Origin of the sequence: Kitasatospora sp. NPDC018619, assembly GCF_044391605.1 — a bacterium.
Classification (GTDB): domain Bacteria; phylum Actinomycetota; class Actinomycetes; order Streptomycetales; family Streptomycetaceae; genus Kitasatospora.
The window spans coordinates 71,054-90,578 of record NZ_JBISAI010000004.1; the positions used below are offsets into that span (position 1 = coordinate 71,054).

Annotated in this window: 16 protein-coding genes, 1 tRNA gene and 2 pseudogenes; 12 read left to right on the top strand and 7 right to left on the bottom strand. The window is 72.1% G+C overall.

The features are described 5' to 3' along the window. Positions 1 to 275: 275 nt before the first annotated feature. Positions 276 to 755, bottom strand: a complete 480-nt coding sequence (locus ACH5AR_RS07540; RefSeq protein WP_396300432.1) for a hypothetical protein — start codon at positions 753 to 755, stop codon at positions 276 to 278. A gap of 398 nt (positions 756 to 1,153) precedes the next feature. On the opposite strand from ACH5AR_RS07540, the gene ACH5AR_RS07545 reads away from it, so the two are divergent. From ACH5AR_RS07545 to ACH5AR_RS07560, 4 genes and pseudogenes are all read left to right on the top strand, one after another. Then, entirely contained in the window at positions 1,154 to 2,272 is a 1,119-nt protein-coding gene (locus ACH5AR_RS07545; RefSeq protein WP_396300433.1) for a glycosyltransferase, read from the top strand. Between the two features lie 628 nt (positions 2,273 to 2,900). Continuing rightward, positions 2,901 to 3,269 carry an RNHCP domain-containing protein gene (locus ACH5AR_RS07550; protein ID WP_396300434.1) on the top strand — a complete coding sequence of 123 codons (369 nt, stop codon included), beginning with the start codon at positions 2,901 to 2,903 and terminating at the stop codon, positions 3,267 to 3,269. A gap of 27 nt (positions 3,270 to 3,296) precedes the next feature. Further along, on the top strand, positions 3,297 to 3,725 hold the full coding sequence (locus ACH5AR_RS07555) for an RNHCP domain-containing protein (RefSeq protein WP_396300435.1): 429 nt from the start codon (positions 3,297 to 3,299) through the stop codon (positions 3,723 to 3,725). Positions 3,726 to 3,854: 129 nt separating this feature from the next. Beyond that, positions 3,855 to 4,173, top strand: a pseudogene (locus tag ACH5AR_RS07560) (IS481 family transposase); the annotation flags it as partial. Between the two features lie 238 nt (positions 4,174 to 4,411). Here ACH5AR_RS07560 and ACH5AR_RS07565 read toward each other — a convergent pair. After that, positions 4,412 to 4,485, bottom strand: a tRNA-Gly gene (locus ACH5AR_RS07565). 275 nt (positions 4,486 to 4,760) lie between these two features. On the opposite strand from ACH5AR_RS07565, the gene ACH5AR_RS07570 reads away from it, so the two are divergent. Together ACH5AR_RS07570 and dcd are read left to right on the top strand one after the other, a co-directional pair. Then, complete coding sequence (locus ACH5AR_RS07570; protein WP_174315667.1) at positions 4,761 to 4,982, top strand: hypothetical protein; 222 nt, start codon at positions 4,761 to 4,763, stop codon at positions 4,980 to 4,982. Positions 4,983 to 5,053: 71 nt separating this feature from the next. Further along, on the top strand, positions 5,054 to 5,629 hold the full coding sequence (dcd, locus tag ACH5AR_RS07575; protein WP_396300436.1) for a dCTP deaminase: 576 nt from the start codon (positions 5,054 to 5,056) through the stop codon (positions 5,627 to 5,629). A gap of 115 nt (positions 5,630 to 5,744) precedes the next feature. On the opposite strand, the gene ACH5AR_RS07580 is transcribed toward dcd, so the two are convergent. The 4 genes and pseudogenes from ACH5AR_RS07580 to ACH5AR_RS07595 all read right to left on the bottom strand — a co-directional run bounded on the left by ACH5AR_RS07580 (position 5,745) and on the right by ACH5AR_RS07595 (position 11,730). Next, positions 5,745 to 6,635, bottom strand: a complete 891-nt coding sequence (locus ACH5AR_RS07580; RefSeq protein ID WP_396300437.1) for a metal-dependent hydrolase — start codon at positions 6,633 to 6,635, stop codon at positions 5,745 to 5,747. Positions 6,636 to 6,776: 141 nt separating this feature from the next. After that, positions 6,777 to 7,850 (bottom strand): YIP1 family protein, encoded by a 1,074-nt coding sequence (locus tag ACH5AR_RS07585; RefSeq protein WP_396300438.1) that lies wholly within the window; start codon positions 7,848 to 7,850, stop codon positions 6,777 to 6,779. Between the two features lie 192 nt (positions 7,851 to 8,042). Further along, positions 8,043 to 9,116: pseudogene (locus ACH5AR_RS07590) on the bottom strand (sugar phosphate nucleotidyltransferase); the annotation flags it as partial. A gap of 388 nt (positions 9,117 to 9,504) precedes the next feature. Beyond that, positions 9,505 to 11,730, bottom strand: coding sequence for a (Fe-S)-binding protein (locus ACH5AR_RS07595; RefSeq protein WP_396300439.1), 2,226 nt, complete (start codon positions 11,728 to 11,730; stop codon positions 9,505 to 9,507). Between the two features lie 352 nt (positions 11,731 to 12,082). Here ACH5AR_RS07595 and dnaK point away from each other — a divergent pair, with 352 nt between their 5' ends. From dnaK to ACH5AR_RS07620, 5 genes are all read left to right on the top strand, one after another. Beyond that, positions 12,083 to 13,921 carry a molecular chaperone DnaK gene (gene dnaK / locus ACH5AR_RS07600; protein WP_396300440.1) on the top strand — a complete coding sequence of 613 codons (1,839 nt, stop codon included), beginning with the start codon at positions 12,083 to 12,085 and terminating at the stop codon, positions 13,919 to 13,921. Beyond that, positions 13,918 to 14,535 carry a nucleotide exchange factor GrpE gene (gene grpE, locus ACH5AR_RS07605; protein WP_396300441.1) on the top strand — a complete coding sequence of 206 codons (618 nt, stop codon included), beginning with the start codon at positions 13,918 to 13,920 and terminating at the stop codon, positions 14,533 to 14,535. Before dnaK ends, grpE begins: the two co-directional genes overlap by 4 nt. A gap of 146 nt (positions 14,536 to 14,681) precedes the next feature. Beyond that, positions 14,682 to 15,839 (top strand): molecular chaperone DnaJ, encoded by a 1,158-nt coding sequence (gene dnaJ / locus ACH5AR_RS07610; protein ID WP_396300442.1) that lies wholly within the window; start codon positions 14,682 to 14,684, stop codon positions 15,837 to 15,839. Between the two features lie 16 nt (positions 15,840 to 15,855). After that, a complete protein-coding gene (locus ACH5AR_RS07615) occupies positions 15,856 to 16,377 on the top strand; it encodes a heat shock protein transcriptional repressor HspR (RefSeq protein WP_396300443.1) in 522 nt (173 codons plus the stop codon). Positions 16,378 to 16,606: 229 nt separating this feature from the next. Further along, positions 16,607 to 17,551 carry a hypothetical protein gene (locus ACH5AR_RS07620; RefSeq protein WP_396300444.1) on the top strand — a complete coding sequence of 315 codons (945 nt, stop codon included), beginning with the start codon at positions 16,607 to 16,609 and terminating at the stop codon, positions 17,549 to 17,551. A 71-nt stretch (positions 17,552 to 17,622) separates the two neighbouring features. Here the strand turns inward: ACH5AR_RS07620 and ACH5AR_RS07625 are convergent, their stop codons facing one another. Beyond that, the gene (locus ACH5AR_RS07625; RefSeq protein ID WP_396300445.1) at positions 17,623 to 17,793 is read right to left on the bottom strand and encodes a hypothetical protein; all 171 of its coding nucleotides are present in this window, start codon (positions 17,791 to 17,793) and stop codon (positions 17,623 to 17,625) included. 340 nt (positions 17,794 to 18,133) lie between these two features. On the opposite strand from ACH5AR_RS07625, the gene ACH5AR_RS07630 reads away from it, so the two are divergent. Next, the gene (locus ACH5AR_RS07630) at positions 18,134 to 18,751 is read left to right on the top strand and encodes a hypothetical protein (RefSeq protein WP_143204511.1); all 618 of its coding nucleotides are present in this window, start codon (positions 18,134 to 18,136) and stop codon (positions 18,749 to 18,751) included. The last annotated feature ends 774 nt before the right edge of the window (positions 18,752 to 19,525 follow it).

Below are 19,525 nucleotides of genomic sequence, written 5' to 3' on the forward strand. Positions count from 1 at the left end.
CGGCTTCGAGCTGGTCGCGGATGCGATGCTGGCCCAGGGCCTGATCTGATCCGTCGCGGGGGCGTGGGCCCCGGGGGGGGGGGGGGGGCCCCCCCCCCCCCCCCCGCGGGGGGGGGGGGGGGGGGGGGGGGGGGGGGGGCCCCCCCCCCCCACGCCTCCCCCGGTCCGGTACCGGACGCACCCCGGACCAGCGCACCCGGGCCCCGCGCACCCTGACCCCTGGGTTCTGACCCCGCAGATCCCGGCCGGCCCCGCAGATCCCGGCCCCGCGTCTCCTAGGCCAGCGCGCTCCAGTAGGGGCAGCGGACGTACGGCAGCGGCGGCGCACAGCGGTCGACACTCCCGGAGAGCACCGGCCCCCGCTCCGAGCGGGCCACGCCCGGCGAGTTCGCGGTCAGCCCGGCCTCGCCCGCCTCCCCGAAGCGCAGCGCCAGCCGGTAGCCGTCCGGGGTGGCCGCGGCGACCCAGGGGCGGTCCCGGCCGGCGTTCAGCGAGGTGATCGTCCAGCCGCGGCGCCGCCAGTGCCGCTCCACCACGTCCACCAGCACCGCCCGTCGGGGCAGTGAGACGACGGTGAGCAGGTCCCGGCCCCGGGTGACGTACCAGAGCAGGTCCGGCTCGCGCCCCGGCAGCGGCAGCCGCGCCCCCGCCCGCGCGGGCGCCCCCTGCCAGACCGGCGCCGGGCTGACGGCGTCCAGGGTGTCCTGGAGCAGCGTCTCGCAGCGTTCAGCGGCGTCGAGTTGATCGACCGTCACCGCCGCCTCCGCTCCCGGTACGGACGCCGGCCGCCGGAAGCGCGCGACCGGCCTGCCACCGGGACCGCCGCCCTGGCACCCGACGTTCAGTTCGGCACCACCTGAGTGCACAGGGCCCTCCGTCCTCCCCCGGCGTCCAACCCGGGCCGGCGTTCCGTCACTGCTTGGACGGCGGGCGGCTGCGGGCAGTTCCCCGCCCGGGCCCGTCCCCACCGTTCCCTCACGTCGCCCTCCGCCGGGAGGGCGCGGGCGGCGGCGCGCGGAGCACACCACCGCGCGCAAGGCAAGGCCCGCAGCAGAACGGCCGATTACCGCGCATGGTGATCGAAATCAAATTGACTGAACGTCAACTTCCGGGATCAGACTGCTTTGTCAGAGACACCCGCAAGGAGAAGACCATGCGCATACTCTTCACCGGTCCTGCCTCGGCCGGCCACCTCTTCCCGATGGTGCCCACCGCCCAGGCGCTGCGCGCCGTCGGGCACGAGGTCCTGTTCGCCAGCGGCCGGCCGCTCGACCTGATCCGCTCCGCCGGCTTCCCGGTCGTCGAGATCGGTGACGGCCGCAGCCTGCGGGAGACCATCGAGGAGCGGCTCGGCGGCAAGGTCGAGTACGTCAACCAGAGCAGGACCCAGGAAGAGATCTTCGACATGGCGGCCGCGATGTTCGCGCACGCCTCCCGCCCCGGCACCGCGGACCTGCTGGCGGCCGCCACCGACTGGGGCGCCGACCTGCTCGTCCACGACTCCTTCCACGTCGCTCCCCCGCTGGTCGCCGCCCTGCTGAAGATCCCGGCGGTGGTCCACAACTTCGGCGCCAGCCCCGGCCGCCCGATGGCCGAGCTGGTGGCCTCGCACGCGGCCGACCTGTACGAGGAGTACGAGGTCCCGGCGCCGGAGATCACCGCGGTGCTCAACCTCGGCCCGCTCGGCGGCGACCCGGACGGCCTGCCGACCCGCTACGTCCCGTACAACGGCGGCGGCATCGTCCCGGCGGAGTTCCTCCGCAAGCCCGAGCGCCCCCGGGCCGTCGTCACCCTGGGCACCGTGCTCGCCGAGCTCGACGGCGTCCGTTCGGTGGTCCGCCTGGTCGAGGCGGCGGCCGAGGTCGACGCCGACTTCCTGCTCGCGGTCGGCGGCGCCGACCTGGCCCCGCTCGGCACCCTGCCCCCGAACGTCCGCGGCCTGCCCTGGGTCCCGCTCAACGAGCTGCTCAGCCGCGCCGACACGCTGATCCACCACGGCGGTTCGGGCACCATGCTGACCGCGCTCCAGGCCGGCCTGCCCCAGCTGCTGCTCCCCCAGGGCGCCGACCACTTCGTCAACGCGCAGGCCCTCACCGCCACCGGCGCCGCCCTCAGCTCCACCTCCGAGGCCGTCGACACCGCGCTGCTCACCCGCCTCCTCACCGACACCGCCCTGCGCGACGCCGCCTTGCGCCTCCGGGCGGAGAACGCCGCCCTGCCCACCCCGGCCGCCGCGGTGGCCGCCCTGGAAGAACTCGCCACCCGCCGCTGACCGCCCGCACACCACCCCCGCCCCGGCCGGCCCGGGGCGGGGGACGCGGCACCCTGACCGGTCCGTCGTGGCGGGGGCCGGCGATGCGGACGGGGGCATCGGGCACGGGGCGGTGACGCTCAGGACCTTGCGGGCGCTGCCCCGCCGTGCCGGCGACGTCGACGCCCACGGCGAAACCGCACCCTCACCCAGCCGGCTCGGGGAGCAACCATCCATCATCGGATCATCGGCGAAGGCTCCGCCCAGGGCCACGCTGATCGAGGGTGCACCCGCCATCGACCGTCGCCGCCCGCGGCACGTTGGCCATCTGTATGCGGACACCTTGCGCGGCCGTGTCCCCGGCCCGGCGCCGAGGGCGGTGAAGGGGCCCGGATATTCGTTGGCGTCCGTGCGATCGGCGTGGTTACGCTGACGCCGTTCCGTATCCGTACCGTTCGACCCGGGCCACCGCCCGACCGGAGAGGGTGTCTTGATGTCCCGCCTCGCGCCGAGTGCGCCTCACCACGCCGCCTGACGACCGCGTCCTGCCCCACACGTCGAGCTGACGTGCCGTCGATCCGACGAGCCATCGAGGCCACTCGGCCTGCTCTTGCTGCCATCGCAGAATCCCCAGCAAGGAGCACCCCGGGTGTCCAACACCTCCAGCACTCCCCCCAGTCTGAAGACCTCCACCTTCGCCTGCGCCTGGTGCGGTCTGACCGTCTCCACCTACGCCGCCGACGGCACGCGGCGCAACCACTGCCCGTCCTGTCTACAGTCACGGCACCTCCTCGACCACGTCGAGGGCGGTCCGAGCGACTGCCTGGGCCGAATGTCGCCGATCGCCATCGCCGTGCTGCGCACCGGCGACTGGACGGTCGTCCACCGGTGCGTGCGCTGCGACGAGCTGACTTCCACCCCGGTCTGCACGGACGACAACCAGCTCGTCCTGATGCGGATGGCCGTCCGGCCGCTGGCCCAGCCACCGTTCCCGCTCGAAGCGTTCGGGACGCTCTGACCCGCGCGCGGAGGAGGGAGGACAACCGTGCCACGACACGGCAACACGCCCGGCCAGGGCCGCCGGAGCCGCCGCCCGCAGCGGTACAAGGACGTCCTGCACGGGCAGGGCGGTCACCGGGCGAACGCCTTCCGCTGTGTGGACTGCCGACTGGACGTCCCGCTGGACGCGCCCGGCACCGCCCACCGCAACCACTGCCCGAACTGCCTGGCCAGCCGCCACGTCGACGGCCGGACTCCGGGCGACCGGGCGGCCGGCTGCGGCGGCCGGATGGCGGCGCTGAGCCTGTCGGTCCGTGCCGACGGCGAGTGGATGCTCATCCACCAGTGCCTGCCGTGCGGCGAGTTGAGCGCCAACCGGATCGCCGGGGACGACAACGCCCTGGCTCTGCTCCGCCTCGCCCTCAGGCCGTTGCGGGGCACCGCTCTGGCACGCCGGGCCCTGCTCACGCTCTAGTCGTATCGACCGTGAGCGTTGTCGACGGTGGTCGGGCTTGACCACGGCGAAGACCTCCGGTGTGGTGGAGGTGTCTGGGCTCCACCACACACGGAGGTCTTCGTGTCCCACCGCGATGCGGTGCCGGGGGCCGAAGGCGAAGCAGGCCTGCCGGCCCGCTCCAGCCGCCCGCGCACCACCCGCACCGCACTGCGGCCGCCGTCGAGGCCCGGGCCTGCGGCATACGCCGCGAGCGCAAGCTCGGACCCGCGCAGATCGGCCCGTTCCCCGTCATCCCGGGCCTCGACGGTGCACCGGATCCTGATCGGGCACGGCCTGAACCGCCTGGCCTGGCTCGACCGGCCCACCGGAGAGGTCGTACGCCGCTACGAGCGCGAGCGCCCGGGCGAACTCGTCCGCGTCGACCTCGGGAAGCTCGGCAACCTCCCCGACGGCGGCGGCTGGCGCACGGTCGGCGTTACCGCCGGCGACCGCAACCGCAACCGCCAGAAGACCGTCACCACGTTCCGACAGCGGGCCCAGGCGTTCGGTCCTGCGGCCAAGCCCTGTGTCGAGAGTGATCAGCGAGCCGGAGAGGCCGACGACGCTGGTGCCCTCCCCGACCTCTGGCCCGGATCTGGCACGGCGGGGCCGGATTGGCCTGGACAATGCGAAAGGCCCAGGTCATTGACCTGGGCCTTTACTACTGGAGCGGGCGACGAGAATCGAACTCGCGCTCTAAGCTTGGGAAGCTCATGTTCTACCATTAAACTACGCCCGCCTGATCAGCCGTCAGAGACCGCTCGATCCAGTGTCACTGTACCCCATCCGGGACGGTGGTTGCACAGGGGGCCGGTGGACGTGGCGCAGCGGGGTGGGGCGGGTGTGGGGGCGTACTGTTTGGGCCGCGTGCGAGTGCTCCGGCGGGTGGGAGCCGAGGCGGCGAGCCATGGTGAGGAATGTCCGGAACATCCCCTAATGTGACGCTGTCCCGGGGCTCGGCCGCCGGGGCGGCGAGTACGGGTGAGTACTGGGTTAGGGATGGGAAGGGGATCGATGGAGCAGCGCGCCGTCGTTCGTTGTGCCGAGGGGCACCTGTTCAGCACCACCACGTTCCCGATGCAGAACCTCGGTCCGGGCCGGCTCGGCCCCGGGCGGTTGATCCGCTGCCCGCAGTGCGGGCGGCTGCGGAGTTCGGTGCTGGCCGACGTGCGGGAGCTGTCGGAGCCGCAACTGGCGCGGGCGATGCGGTTGGAGGCCGCCGAGTTCCTGGCCTGACGATCGCGGAAGGACGCAGCGGGCCCCGGGCGGATTCGTCCGGGGCCCTTTCTTGCACGTAACCTCGAAGCGTGCTGCTCTCTGACAAGGACATCCGGACCGAAATCGACCGGGGCCGGGTCGTCATCGACCCGTTCGACCCGGCGATGATCCAGCCGTCGAGTATCGACGTGCGCCTCGACCGCTTCTTCCGCGTGTTCGAGAACCACAAGTACCCGCACATCGACCCCTCCGAGGAGCAGCCGGACCTGACCCGGCTGGTCGAGCCGGAGGGCGACGAGGCGTTCATCCTGCACCCCGGCGAGTTCGTGCTGGCCTCGACGTACGAGGTCATCACGCTGCCCGAGGACGTCGCGTCCCGGCTGGAGGGCAAGTCGAGCCTGGGCCGGCTGGGCCTGCTCACCCACTCCACGGCCGGCTTCATCGACCCCGGCTTCAGCGGCCACGTGACGCTGGAGCTGTCGAACGTCGCGACGCTGCCGATCAAGCTGTACCCGGGCATGAAGATCGGGCAGCTGTGCCTGTTCCGGCTCTCCTCGCCCTCGGAGCACCCGTACGGCTCGGCGCGCTACGGCTCGCGCTACCAGGGCCAGCGCGGCCCGACGCCGTCCCGCTCGTACCTGAACTTCCACCGCAGCGAGGTCTGAGGCAGCAGCGCCGAGAAACCGCCGAGCCGGAGCCTAAGAGCCCCTGAGCCGCACGCACGACGGGCGGCCGCCCCCGCCGGGAATACCCGGACGGGGGCGGCCGCCCGCGGCGTTCTCAGGCCCGCTTGGGGCTGGTGACGGCGACCAGCTCGGTGCCGTCCTCGGACAGCCGCAGCTCGGTGCGCAGCTCGGCCAGCTCGCCGAGGTGGTGCAGGTGGGTGCCGCCGCAGAAGATCTGCGCGCCGCCCTCGGGCAGCTCGCAGTGCCACTGGCGGCGGGCGGTGAGCTCGGGGCCGGGCACCTCGATGCGGACCGGGGCGTCGGCGGCGACCCAGGCCGCGAGCCGGGCGTTGACGGCCTCGGTGAGGGCGGGCAGGGCGTCGGCCAGGGCGGGGAACTCCTCGGTGGCGTCCACCGTGAAGCCCTTCTTCTTCAGCGACTTGCCGAGCCGGTAGGTGTCGGTGCTGGCCGCGGTGTCCATCACCGAGCTCGCCATGGCGAGGCTGTCGAAGTCCGGGTGCCCGAAGGCGTCCGAGCGGCCCGGGTCCTTGCGCCAGCGCGGGGCGAGCGCGGCGTTCAGGGCGAGGGCGAGCAGGTGGCAGCCGCTGTGCGAGGCGCTGAGGGCGGCACGGCGCTCGGCGTCGACGGCGAGGACCGCGGTGCGGCCGACGAGGTCGCCCGGGTCGGTGTCCAGGACGTGCAGGACCAGCCAGGCCCAGTCCTCGTCCCCGCGCCGGACCGGGATGTCCGCGCCGACCAGCAGTTCCCCGCCGTCCGGCCCGACGGCGCCGGTCAGGCAGTCGACGACGGCCAGCTCGGTGCCGTCCACGGTCAGGGTGCCGAGGTCGGCGGGCTGGTCGGGCCAGGTGTGGTCGAGCGGGTGGAACGGCGTCGCCTCGGTGACGACGGCGTACCGGCCGTCGGCCAGCGGGTGCACCGCGAGCACCGGGGACTCGCCGGTCACCGCCCCGGCCGGGAAGCTGACGTGGGTGGTGGGGAGGGTCATTCCTGGCTCCGGTGAGGACGAAGGTGAGGGTGGGGTGAGGGGTGAGGGATGGGGGTGAGGGGTGACGAGGGTCGACGACGGGGGCGGGCCCGGCACCCGGCCGCGGCCCGCCCCCATTCTGCCCTTCGCCCGCCGGGGCCCTCAGCCCAGTGTCGGCAGCTTGATCAGCACGAGCAGCGCGACCAGCTGTATCGCCGAGGCGGCCGCGGCCTTGCCCCAGGGCAGGTCGTGCAGCCGCCGGACCATGCTGGTCAGCAGGTACGCGCAGAGCATCCAGGTGGCCCAGCCGACCACCTGGACGACGGCGCTGCCGGAGGGCAGCACCAGGTCGAGCAGCAGCCGGGGTGTGTCGGTGAGCCAGCCGATCAGCGCGGCCAGGCCGACGGTCGCCTTCCACGGGCCGTCGCCGCCCAGCTGGCGGGCCATCGCGTAGGTGACCCCGCCGAAGAGCGCGCCGGCCACGGTGAAGCCGACGGCGGCGGCGAGGATGCCGGTCAGCGCCACGGTGAAGGTCGAGTTGACGATGTCGTCGTGGGTCAGCCCGATGCCGAGCACCGCGAGCGCGCCGTACAGCAGCGAGACGGTGAGCGCGGGCAGCCAGACCTGGTGGTCGCGGGTGCGGTCGAAGATCGCGGTCGGGGAGCGGAAAAGGCCGGTGAACAGCTCGCGCCAGTGCGGCCGGGGCCCGGCGACGTGCGGGGCGGACTGGCCGCCGGCCCGGTAGACGGCGACGTTGTCCTGGCCGTACGGCTGCGGCTCGTGGCCCTGGCCCTGGTCGTAGGCCCCCTGGTCGTAGGCCCCGTCGTAGCCCTGGCCCTGGTCGTAGCCCTGACCCTGGTCCGGCCCGTAGCCCTGGCCGTACGGCTGCGGCCCGTGGCCGTAGCCCCGGTCGTACCCCTGGTCCGGCCGGTAGCCGTCCCCCGGCCCGTACGGCGGCTGCGGCTGCTGCCCGTACGGGCCGCCGGGCGCGTACGGGTCGCCGGTCGGGAAGGCCCTGGTGTTGCCGGGGCGGTCCGCCGCGTACGGGTCGTACCCGTCCCCCGCCGGGTGCCCGGCACCGCCGGGCGTGCCGCCGGGCGCCGCCGCGTGCGGGGCCGTGAAGTACTCCGGCCCGTCCGTCCCCCCGGGCCCCCCGGGCGCCGGCGGCGGAGGGGCCGGCCATCCGCCGTGCGGACGGTTCGCGCCCTGACCGCTGTCGTATCGATTACCAGCCACGGTCCGAAGGTACCCGCCCGGCCCGGCCCGCGTCGGCCCCGGACGGAGCCGGGGCCGGTTTGCAGCGAGGCTGAGACGAACGGGGCCGAAAACCCGCGGGGCCGGAGCCGGCAGGCGCTACCGCTGCGCGCCGACGGACGGCCCGTGCACCGCCGCCGCCGCGCTGGTGCCGGCCGGGCAGCCGCCCGGGCCGGCCGAGGTGCGCACGGCGCCGACCGGCAGCAGGGTGCCGCAGGCGATCCGGATGCCGTTCGGCAGCTCGTTGTCCGACTCCACGATCGCGCCGTCGCCGATCACCGCGCCGTCCAGCGCCGAGCGGGCGCCGACAGTGGCGAACGCGCCCACGATCGAGTCCTTGACCAGGGTGTCCGGGCCGATCGCCGCGCCCGGCAGGATCACGCTGCCCTCGACGATCGCGCCTGCCTCGATGACCGCGTCCTCGGCGACGACGCTGCCGCCGCTGAGCACCGCGCCCGGGTGGACGGTCGCGCCGGGCAGCAGCAGGGCGTCGCCGGTCGGGCCGGGGACGGCCGGGGAGTCGACCTTGCCGAGCACCAGGTCGGCGGAGCCCCGGACGAAGGCCGCCGGGGTGCCCAGGTCCAGCCAGTACGAGGTGTCGACCACGCCGCGCAGCAGCGCACCGGTGGCCAGCAGCTCGGGGAAGGTCTCGCGCTCGACGGAGACCTCGCGGCCGGCCGGGATGCGGTCGATCACCGAGCGGGTGAAGACGTAGCAGCCGGCGTTGATCTGGTCGGTGACGATCTGCTCCGGGGTCTCCGGCTTCTCCAGGAACTCCAGCACCCGCCCGTCCGCGTCGGTCGGGACGAGGCCGAAGGCGCGCGGGTCCTCGACCCGGGTGAGGTGCAGGGTGACGTCGGCCCCGGCGGCCACGTGGCCGTCGCGCAGGGCGGCGATGTCGACGCCGGAGAGGATGTCCCCGTTGAAGACCAGGACCGGCTCGTCCGGGCCGCAGGTCAGCCCGGAGGCGGCGTTGCGGATGGCCCCGCCGGTGCCCAGCGGCTCGCGCTCGGTCAGGTAGACGAGCTCGATGCCGTACGGGGTGCCGTCCTGGAAGTGGTCCTCGAACACCTCGGCCAGGTACGAGGTGGCCAGCACGACGCGGGTGACGCCGGCGGCGGCCGCGCGGGCCAACTGGTGCGCGATGAACGGGACGCCTGCCACCGGCAGCATCGGCTTGGGGGTGTGGGTGGTCAGCGGACGCAGTCGCGTGCCCTTACCACCGACCAGCATGATCGCCTCGGTCATGGTCTGCGCTGTTCCCCTTGTGTCTGAGCGGCCCCGGCCCGGCGGGCCGACACCTCGTGGTCGGTCTGGCCCCGGCCGTCCGGTCGGCGCGGGTCGCCACCCGCCCGGGGCTTGCGTCCGGAGCGGGTCGCCCGGCGCGGAGCCGGTCCGGGCCTACTGTATTTGCTTCCGACCGAATGCCCGTCCGGCGCCTGTGCGATTGCCGTCACTCCCCGTACTCCCGCGGTACCTCCGCGGGCCGCCCGGGACGGCCGAAAGCCCGGCCCGGCGGGCGCGTTCACGGCGTCCACCGGGTCGGGCAGTTGTAGCAGAACTGTCGAACAGCGGGCCGTGCCGCGGCCCCGGGGCGTCGCCCCCCCGGGCCGCGGCACGCGGCGCGCGGCGGCCGTCAGGCGCCCACCGTCGCGGGCTGCTCCTCGTTGTCGGCCGGCGGGAGCGCCTTCACCGAGTCGAGCAGCAGCTGGGCCACGTCGACCACCTTCAGGTGCTCCTTGGCCGCGCCCTCGTTCTTCTTGCCGTTGACGGAGTCGGAGAGCATCACCAGGCAGAACGGGCAGGCGGTGGAGACGATGTCCGGGTCGAGCGACAGCGCCTCGTCCACGCGCTCGGTGTTGATCCGCTTGCCGATGCGCTCCTCCATCCACATACGGGCACCGCCGGCGCCGCAGCAGAAGCCGCGCTCCTTGTGCCGGTGCATCTCCTGCTGGCGCAGGCCGGGGACCTTGTCCATGATCTCGCGCGGCGGCGTGTAGACCTTGTTGTGGCGGCCCAGGTAGCAGGGGTCGTGGTAGGTGATCAGGCCCTCGACCGGGTGGACCGGGACGAGCTTGCCCTCGTCGATGAGGTGCTGCAGCAGCTGGGTGTGGTGGATGACCTCGAAGTGGCCGCCCAGCTGCGGGTACTCGTTGGCGATGGTGTTGAAGCAGTGCGGGCAGGTGGCCACGATCCGCTTGACCGGGGCGTCCTCCAGGGCCGCGTTCAGCGTCTCCACGTTCTGCGCGCCGAGCATCTGGAAGAGGAACTCGTTGCCCAGGCGGCGGGCGGAGTCACCGGTGCAGGACTCCTCCTTGCCGAGGATCGCGAACCGCACGCCGGCGGTGTGCAGCAGCTCGGCGAAGGCCTTGGTGGTCTTCTTGGCGCGGTCCTCCAGGGCGCCGGCGCAGCCGACCCAGTAGAGGTACTCGACCTCGGCGGGGTCGATGTCCTCGCCGATCACCGGCACCTCGATGCCGGTCTCCTTCTTGAGCTCCTTGACCCAGTCCAGGCGGGCCTTGGTGGCCAGGCCCCACGGGTTGCCCTTGTTCTCCAGGTTCTTGAGCATCGTCCCGGCCTCGGTCGGGAACGAGGACTCGATCATCACCTGGTAGCGGCGCATGTCGACGATGTGGTCGATGTGCTCGATGTCCACCGGGCACTGCTCGACGCAGGCGCCGCAGGTGGTGCAGGACCACAGCACGTCCGGGTCGATGACGCCGTTCTCCTCGGCGGTGCCGACCAGCGGGCGCTCGGCCTCGGCCAGCGCGGCCGCCGGGACGTCCTTGAGCTGCTCGGCGGTGGCCCTCTCCTCGCCCTCCATGTCCTTGCCGCCGCCGGCCAGCAGGTACGGCGCCTTGCCGTAGGCGTGCTCGCGCAGGCTCATGATCAGCAGCTTGGGCGAGAGCGGCTTGCCGGTGTTCCAGGCCGGGCACTGCGACTGGCAGCGGCCGCACTCGGTGCAGGTGGAGAAGTCGAGGATGCCCTTCCAGGAGAAGTGCTCGACCTGGGAGACGCCGAACACGGCGTCCTCGGCCGGGTCCTCGAAGTCGATCGGCCGGCCGTTGCTGGTCATCGGACGGAGGGCGCCGAGCGCGGTGCCGCCGTCCTCCTCGCGCTTGAAGTAGATGTTGAAGAAGCCGAGGAAGCGGTGCCAGGCCACGCCCATCGAGGGGTTGAGGCCGATGGTCGTCGCCCACGCGAACGAGATGCAGATCTTCAGCATCGCGAACAGGTAGACCAGGTTCTCCAGCGTGCCGTGCGACAGGCCGCTCAGCGCCGAGACCAGCGGGTACGAGACCAGGTGCTCCGGCCCGTAGGAGTCGACGCCGTTGAGGGCGCCCTCCAGCGCGCGCAGCATCAGGATGCACAGGCCGATGCCGAGGATCGTGTACTCGACGTAGAAGGCCTGCCAGGCGATCGAGCCGGCGAACCGGGACTTGCGGCCCGACTTCGACGGCAGGCTCAGCAGCCGGACCACGATCAGGACCAGGATGCCCAGCGTGGTCAGGGTGCCGATCAGCTCGACGAACAGCTGCCAGACCATCCAGTGGCCGATGACCGGCAGCGCGAACTCGGCGTCGAAGAGCTGGCCGAAGGCGTTGACGATGGTCAGCACCAGGCTGAAGAAGCCGACCGCGACGAACCAGTGGGCGATGCCGACGATCCCCCACTTGTTCATCCGGGTGTGGCCGACGAACTCGGTCGCGAGGGTCTTCGCCCGCTGGGCGGGCTGCCCGAAGCGGGTCGGGTCGTCCGCACCCGTGCGGACGACCTTGTAGATGTACAGCGCCGCACGGGCGGCGAGCGCGGTGCCGATCACGAACGTGACCAGCGAGATGACGATCGCTGCTAGCTGCATCGGCTCTCCGTCTCCTGCGGCTTTGCGGTTGAGCAGGCTCTGCGGTTCCACGGTCTTCGGGAACCGGGTGTTCGGGACCTGGGTCTTCTGAACTGAGTGTACTGGTCGGTAACTTGCCGGGCCGACGGCCCGGACATTACCGGTGCCCAACAGTTATCCAGAAGGTTCCCAAGCTATGGCGGCAGTCACGTGGGCACGCCGCACCCCCGGCGTGGCGGCCGCCGGCGGGGCTGGCCCGCCACGGGGCGGATCAGCAAAGTTGAGCGGCTCGCACTCATACCTGTTGACGCCACCCACCAGGTCGTGCATCCTTGAGTCCGTAAAGCTCAACTCTTCCGTGGAGGTATCTACGATGGCACGCGCGGTCGGCATCGACCTCGGTACGACGAACTCGGTCGTCAGCGTTCTGGAGGGTGGCGAGCCCACCGTCATCACGAACGCCGAGGGCGCTCGGACCACGCCGTCCGTCGTCGCCTTCGCGAAGAACGGCGAGGTCCTGGTCGGCGAGGTGGCCAAGCGCCAGGCGGTCACCAACGTCGACCGCACCATCCGCTCGGTGAAGCGCCACATGGGCACCGGGTGGAAGATCAACATCGACGGCAAGGACTTCAACCCCCAGCAGATCTCGGCCTTCGTGCTGCAGAAGCTGAAGCGGGACGCCGAGGCGTACCTGGGCGAGACCGTCACCGACGCCGTCATCACCGTCCCGGCGTACTTCAACGACTCCGAGCGCCAGGCCACCAAGGAGGCCGGCGAGATCGCGGGCCTGAACGTCCTGCGCATCGTCAACGAGCCGACGGCGGCCGCCCTCGCGTACGGCCTCGACAAGGACGACCAGACCATCCTGGTCTTCGACCTCGGCGGCGGCACCTTCGACGTCTCCCTGCTGGAGATCGGCGACGGGGTCGTCGAGGTGAAGGCCACCAACGGTGACAACCACCTCGGTGGCGACGACTGGGACCAGCGCGTCGTCGACCACCTGGTCAAGGTCTTCCAGGCCGGCCACGGCGTCGACCTGTCCAAGGACAAGATGGCCCTCCAGCGTCTGCGCGAGGCCGCCGAGAAGGCCAAGATCGAGCTGTCCTCGTCCTCCGAGACCTCGATCAACCTGCCGTACATCACGGCCTCCGCCGAGGGCCCGCTGCACCTGGACGAGAAGCTCACCCGGGCCCAGTTCCAGCAGCTGACCGCGGACCTGCTGGAGCGCTGCAAGGTCCCGTTCCACAACGTCATCAAGGACGCCGGCATCTCGCTCTCCGAGATCGACCACGTCGTCCTCGTCGGCGGCTCGACCCGCATGCCGGCCGTCGCCGAGCTCGTCAAGGAGCTGACCGGCGGCCAGGACGCCAACAAGGGCGTCAACCCGGACGAGGTCGTCGCCATCGGCGCCGCGCTCCAGGCCGGTGTCCTGAAGGGCGAGGTCAAGGACGTCCTCCTGCTGGACGTCACCCCGCTGTCCCTCGGCATCGAGACCAAGGGCGGCATCATGACCAAGCTGATCGAGCGCAACACCACGATCCCGACCAAGCGCTCGGAGATCTTCACCACGGCCGAGGACAACCAGCCGTCCGTGCAGATCCAGGTCTACCAGGGCGAGCGCGAGATCGCCGCGTACAACAAGAAGCTCGGCATGTTCGAGCTGACCGGCCTGCCGCCGGCGCCGCGCGGCCTGCCGCAGATCGAGGTCACCTTCGACATCGACGCCAACGGCATCATGCACGTCGGTGCCAAGGACCTCGGCACCGGCAAGGAGCAGAAGATGACCGTCACCGGCGGCTCCTCGCTGCCGAAGGACGAGGTCGACCGCATGCGCCGCGAGGCCGAGCAGTACGCCGAGGACGACCACAAGCGCCGCGAGGCCGTGGAGACGCGCAACTCCGCCGAGCAGCTCGTCTACTCGACCGAGAAGTTCATCGCCGACAACGCCGACAAGCTGCCGGGCGACGTCAAGACCGAGGTCGAGACCGCCGTCGGCGAGCTCAAGGAGGCCCTGAAGGGCGAGGACATCGCGAAGATCCGCGAGGCCTCGGAGAAGGTCTCCACCACCGCGCAGAAGCTCGGCCAGGCGCTGTACGCCAACGCCGACGCCGCCGGTGCCGCCCCCTCCGGTGACTCCGCCCAGGCCAAGGACGACGACGTCGTCGACGCCGAGATCGTGGACGACGAGAAGCCCAAGGGCGGTGCGGCATGACGGACAAGCCGCAGGGCGGCAAGCCCGGCGACGACTCCGCCGCCGAAGAGGCCGTGGTCAAGGCTGCCGAGGAGGCCGCCGCGGCCGGCTCCGGGGAGTCCGGACCGGAGGAGCTCGCCGCCGCCAAGCGCGAGCTCGCCGAGCGCACCGGTGACCTCCAGCGCCTCCAGGCGGAGTACCAGAACTACCGCAAGCGGGTCGAGCGCGACCGGCTGACCGTCCGCGAGATCGCCGTCTCCAACATCCTGGAGTCGCTGATCCCGGTCCTGGACGACATCGGCCGCGCCCGCGAGCACGGCGAGGTCACGGGCGGCTTCAAGTCCGTCGCCGAGTCCCTGGAGACGGTCGTCGCCAAGCTGGGCCTGCAGCAGTTCGGCAAGGAGGGCGAGCCCTTCGACCCGACCATGCACGAGGCGCTGATGCACAGCTACTCCTCGGACGTCACCGAGGACACCTGCGTGCAGATCCTCCAGCCCGGCTACCGCATCGGCGAGCGGATCATCCGCCCGGCGATGGTGGCCGTCGCCGAGCCCCAGCCCGGCAGCCAGGCGTCCCCGGACGCCGAGGCCAAGTCCGCCGACGCGGACAAGTCCGACGGTGGCTCGGACAGCTGACAACCTGTGACAGCTGACACCCAGTGCGCTGCGGAGTCGTACGCCGGCCAGTACGGCGGCCGGCTCCGCAGCGCTCTGTCAGCAGCCGTTCGCTCGGAGGCTGTTGACAGCTCAGTGACGATGGACATCGGGAGGTGGCGGAAGCCATGAGTGGCAAGGACTTTGTCGAGAAGGACTACTACAAGGTCCTCGGCGTGCCCAAGGACGCCACCGCCACCGAGATCAAGAAGACGTACCGCAAGCTCGCGCGCGAGTTCCACCCCGACGCCAACAAGGGTGACGCCAAGGCCGAGGAGCGGTTCAAGGACATCTCCGAGGCGTACGACGTCCTCTCCGACGAGAAGCGCCGCAAGGAGTACGACGAGGCCCGCAGCCTCTTCGCCAACGGCGGCTTCCGGCCCGGCGGCGCGGGCGGCGGCACCGGCAGCTACAGCTTCGACTTCGGCGACCTCTTCAGCGGCAGCCAGGGCGGCGGCAGCGGCGGCATCGGCGACGTCTTCGGCGGCCTCTTCAACCGCGGCGGTGCCCGGCAGGCCCAGCCCCGGCGGGGCGCGGACGTCGAGACCGAGGTGACGCTCTCCTTCGAGGAGGCGGTGGACGGCGCGACCGTCCCGCTGCGGATGACCAGCCAGGCCCCCTGCCGCAGCTGCAACGGCACCGGCGCCAAGTCCGGCACCACCCCGCGGGTCTGCCCGACCTGCGTCGGCGCGGGCACCGTCAGCCGCGGCCAGGGCGCCTTCGCGCTCTCCGAGCCGTGCAAGGACTGCCGCGGCCGGGGCATGATCGTCGACGACCCGTGCCCCGACTGCCACGGCAGCGGCCGGGCCAGCTCGGCCCGCACCATGCAGGTCCGGATCCCGGCCGGCGTCCAGGCCGACCAGCGCATCCGGCTCAAGGGCAAGGGCGCCCAGGGCGAGCGGGGCGGGCAGCCCGGCGACCTCTACGTCACCGTGCACGTCGACCCGCACCCGGTCTTCGGGCGCAAGGGCGACAACCTCACCGTCACCGTCCCGGTCACCTTCCCCGAGGCCACGCTCGGCGCCACCATCGAGGTGCCCACGCTGAACGGGCCGGCCGTGAAGCTCAAGCTGCCCCCGGGCAGCGCCAACGGCCTCACCATGCGCGCCCGCGGCAAGGGCGCCACCCGCAAGGACGGCACCCGCGGCGACCTCCTCGTCACCGTCGAGGTCGTGGTGCCGCAGCACGTCACCGGCGACGCGCTGAACGCCCTGGAGCAGTACCGCGAGGCCACCGCCTCCGACGATCCGCGCGCCGCCCTGTTCCGGGCGGCGAAGGGAGCGTGACGACCAGATGTCCCCGATGAACCCGATCGATCCCGACGCCCCGATCGGCCCCGGCCTCGGCGAGGGCCTGCCCGGCGCCGGCGCCCGCCGCACCCGGCGGGCCGCCGCGGCCGCGCCGCCGTACGTCCTCACCGAGGACACCCCGGTGTACGTCATCTCCGTGGCCGCCGAGCTGTCCGGGCTGCACCCGCAGACCCTGCGCCAGTACGACCGTCTCGGCCTGGTCTGCCCCGACCGCACGGCCGGCCGCGGGCGCCGCTACTCCGCACGGGACATCCAGCAGCTGCGCGAGGTCCAGCGGCTCTCCCAGGACGAGGGCATCAACCTGGCGGGCATCAAGCGGATCATCGAGCTGGAGAACCAGGTCGCCGCCCTCCAGTCCCGCGTCGCGGAGCTGGTCGACTCCCTGGAGGGCGCCGCCGCCGCGCTCCAGCAGCGCGAGGCCGCCGTCCACGCCTCCTACCGCCGCGACCTCGTCCCGTACCAGCCCCCCACCCCGCAGTCCAGCGCCCTCGTCGTCTGGCGCCCCAAGCGCTGACCGTGCCTCCACCGGCCGTCGGCCCCTCCTCCCGGGGGGTGCCGGCGGCCGGTGGGGGTATGAGAGAGTGCTGGACCGAAGCGTGGCAAGGTCAGCGGCGGCCGACCGACCACACCCGAATTCGAAGGGTCGATGCACTCGACCGTATCGGTGACTATTTCTCGGTGATGGCAGGGAGCCGAAGATGAGTGGGCGGGAACAGCCGGGCCCCGCGACCGCTGGATCACGAATGCTGTCTTCGGATGCACGGTCGCTCTATCTCAAGGCCGTTCACAACGGCGGCAAGCTGGAGAATCCCAAGTGGGGCGACAACGCAGCCCTCTGCGAACTGACGGACCTCGGCCTGCTGATACCCGACGGTGAATCCCCGGGCCTGCTGATAGCAGTCGATCCGGCGCAACTGTCCTTCAACCTGAGCTCGTCCTGGCAACGGCAGGCGCTCGATCTGCTTTCGCGTGCCATCTCACTGCCCCTCGAACTCGGCGACCTGGCCGAGGAATTCCACAGCTCGGACCAGGAAGGCGGTCCGATCGAATACGTGCGGGGCAAGGCGCACATCAACCAGCGCCTGCAGCAGTCCACCGCGGCGGGGATTATCGAGGGCCTGGCCATGCAGCCCGGCGGCCCGCGCCCCCCCGAGCTGCTCGCAGCCGGCCTGGAGCGCGATCTCAAGAGCCTGCATCAGGGCGCCACGATGCGAAGCATCTACAACGCGAGCACCCGGTACCACCAGCCGACTCGCGAGTTCGTCGCACGGCTGACCAGGGAGGGCTACCAGTTCCGCACCCTGGACGAGCCCTATGCCCGTCTCATCATCATCGACCGACGGCTCGCGATCATCCCCGTCGGCGGCGACGAGTTGGCCGCCTTCATCCACGACCCGGGCGTCATCAATTTCCTCATAGAAGAGGTCTTCGAAAGGCACTGGACCCGCGCCCTGGAATTCGACGGCGCCACCACGATCCCCCAGGAGGTGATCCCCAGGCTGCGGCAGACCATTATCGACCTGCTGCTCTCGGGCACCAACCACCGGGTCATCGCCCGCAGGCTGGGGATCAGCGAGCGCACACTCGCACGGCACATCGCCGAAATGAGGGAGGAGTACAACGTGGACTCGCTCTTCCAGCTCGGCTACATGCTCGGCCGCGCCTCCCAGCAGAGGCCGGAACAGTAATTCCGGCGCAGCGCCGACCGGGTAGGATCAGAACAGCACAGGGAATTCCCCACCATTCGCCCCGACTGCGGTCAGCCCCAGTTTATGTCGTCGGCAAGGGTCTGGGTCATCAGCAGAGCCTGCGACGCCCCCGCCTTCGCATCCGGCTTCGACTCGCCCCCGCCCGAGACGACAGAGGCACCGACCACGACTGCAACCACGACGGCGACCGAGAGCGCAACCTTGTGCACAAGCCTGGACATACGGGACAACTGCCTTCTCCTTTCCGAACCTCTGCATGCCGTACCTATCGCACTGGCGTCCACATGATGCCGCACGCGGAGTTCGGATGTCACGCCCTGGCGCCACAGAGGCCGTCATCTCCCTGCCAGGCATCCAGATGACAGGGCCGGAACCTGGACTCGACCACGGCCACTGATAGACGATCAGTTCGCCCCCGATAGTCCGGCACCAGGCGACAATTCTGTTGCTGTACTGTCAATTTCACCACAAAACGGGGCACCGGACCACTTGAAGCAACAACCACTCTCAGCGCCTGCCGGCACCACTTCCCAACCCGGTCGGCCTTTCCCCGGAGTCGACATGACCGAGCCCTACCTGCGTCACCACGACAGCCAGGCCCCTGAGGGTCGGCGTGCACGTGTGTTCCTGGCCGCCCCGCTGATGCGACTGACCGGGCCGGCCGACAGCGTGGTGACGCTCGCCAGCCGGACGCGGCTGACCACGCTCCGCACCACCCTCCTCCGCAGCGGTGCCGCCGTGTACAGCGCGCACCACAGCGACGCCTGGACCATCTCCGGCCGCGCGCCGGAGCCCCGCGTCCCGTCCGACTTCCGCGCCCTCCAGTCGGCTGACCTGGTGTTCGCCTACGTCGGTGCCCCCCTCTCGGCCGGCGTGAGCCTGGAGCTCGGCTGGGCGTCGGCGCTGCGCAAGCCGATCGTCCTCCTGGTCGACGAGGCCATCACCCACAACCCGCTGATCGCCACCATCGAGCAGGTCGCCCCCGTCCTGCCGCTGGTCTTCGACGACACCTGGTCGCAGGAGGCCCTCAACCACACGGTGGAGACCGCGCTCGACTGGGCCGGCATGGCGCTCTCCCTGCGCGAGGGCTTCTGGACCGCCCCCGGTGAGCAGTTCAACGTCCCCCGGCAGCAGCCCGCCGTCCCCGGCTACTGGCCGACCGGCGCCGCCACCGGCTGAACAGCGGCCGGCCACGGGTCTCCCCGCCCCGGCTCCCCGCATCCGCCGGCCCGAACGGAACAGCGTCTTCGCGTCGTACGGCTCCCGCAGCCGGGCGATCCGACCGGCCACCGTGCGCTCGCTCAGCCCCGGCCGGCGATCGCCCGCTGCGTGAGGCCACGCGCCGGCAGCCGGCCGACCTCCTCGTGGGCGGCCGGCCCGGGCCGGACCCTCCGCCGGGGCCACCCGGACCACCACCTGCGCCGGCCACCGCCCGGACGCCGCCCGCGCGTTCCGTCCGACGCGGGGCCTCGTGGCAGGCCCGGGTGAGGTCCTCCGGCAGTCCGGGGACGAGCGCCGCCCTGGCGGGCAGGCGACCGCCCTCCTCCCGTCGTCCGGTGCCCGGCCGTTCTCCCACGGCCCTCGGGTCGACCGCCGTGGAGCAGCCGTCCGCGGGCGCGGCACCAGCAGCCCCGGGTCCGCCGGCTGCCTGACCGTCGGCTCGTCCTGCGGACGCACCTCTCCGCCGTGGAGACGGCCGCCCTCCTTCAGGACCTCCCGGTAGGACCCCCGCGCGGCAGCATCGGGCAGACCCGGCTCGGACATCGCGCACTCCCTTCGTCCGCCCCCCGACCGGGACAGCGCCCTTGCGTCCTACGACTCCCGCAGCCGGCTGGTGCGGCCGCCCGCCGGCTGGGCGGGGGCTCGGCCTCGGCGAGCAGCCGGGCGCTGCGGCGGCGGGTCCGCGCACCCGGTCCGCCCGGTGTCCGCCCTGCGGCCGACCCGCGCCGTCCT

Coding starts and splice junctions, on each gene's coding strand:
- ACH5AR_RS07545 (WP_396300433.1), top strand. CDS start 1,154: ATGCGCATACTCTTCACCGGTCCTGCCTCGGCCGGCCACCTCTTCCCG.
- ACH5AR_RS07570 (WP_174315667.1), top strand. CDS start 4,761: ATGGAGCAGCGCGCCGTCGTTCGTTGTGCCGAGGGGCACCTGTTCAGC.
- ACH5AR_RS07580 (WP_396300437.1), bottom strand. CDS start 6,635: ATGACCCTCCCCACCACCCACGTCAGCTTCCCGGCCGGGGCGGTGACC.
- ACH5AR_RS07595 (WP_396300439.1), bottom strand. CDS start 11,730: ATGCAGCTAGCAGCGATCGTCATCTCGCTGGTCACGTTCGTGATCGGC.
- dnaK (WP_396300440.1), top strand. CDS start 12,083: ATGGCACGCGCGGTCGGCATCGACCTCGGTACGACGAACTCGGTCGTC.
- grpE (WP_396300441.1), top strand. CDS start 13,918: ATGACGGACAAGCCGCAGGGCGGCAAGCCCGGCGACGACTCCGCCGCC.
- dnaJ (WP_396300442.1), top strand. CDS start 14,682: ATGAGTGGCAAGGACTTTGTCGAGAAGGACTACTACAAGGTCCTCGGC.
- ACH5AR_RS07615 (WP_396300443.1), top strand. CDS start 15,856: ATGAACCCGATCGATCCCGACGCCCCGATCGGCCCCGGCCTCGGCGAG.
- ACH5AR_RS07620 (WP_396300444.1), top strand. CDS start 16,607: ATGCTGTCTTCGGATGCACGGTCGCTCTATCTCAAGGCCGTTCACAAC.
- ACH5AR_RS07625 (WP_396300445.1), bottom strand. CDS start 17,793: ATGTCCAGGCTTGTGCACAAGGTTGCGCTCTCGGTCGCCGTCGTGGTT.
- ACH5AR_RS07630 (WP_143204511.1), top strand. CDS start 18,134: ATGACCGAGCCCTACCTGCGTCACCACGACAGCCAGGCCCCTGAGGGT.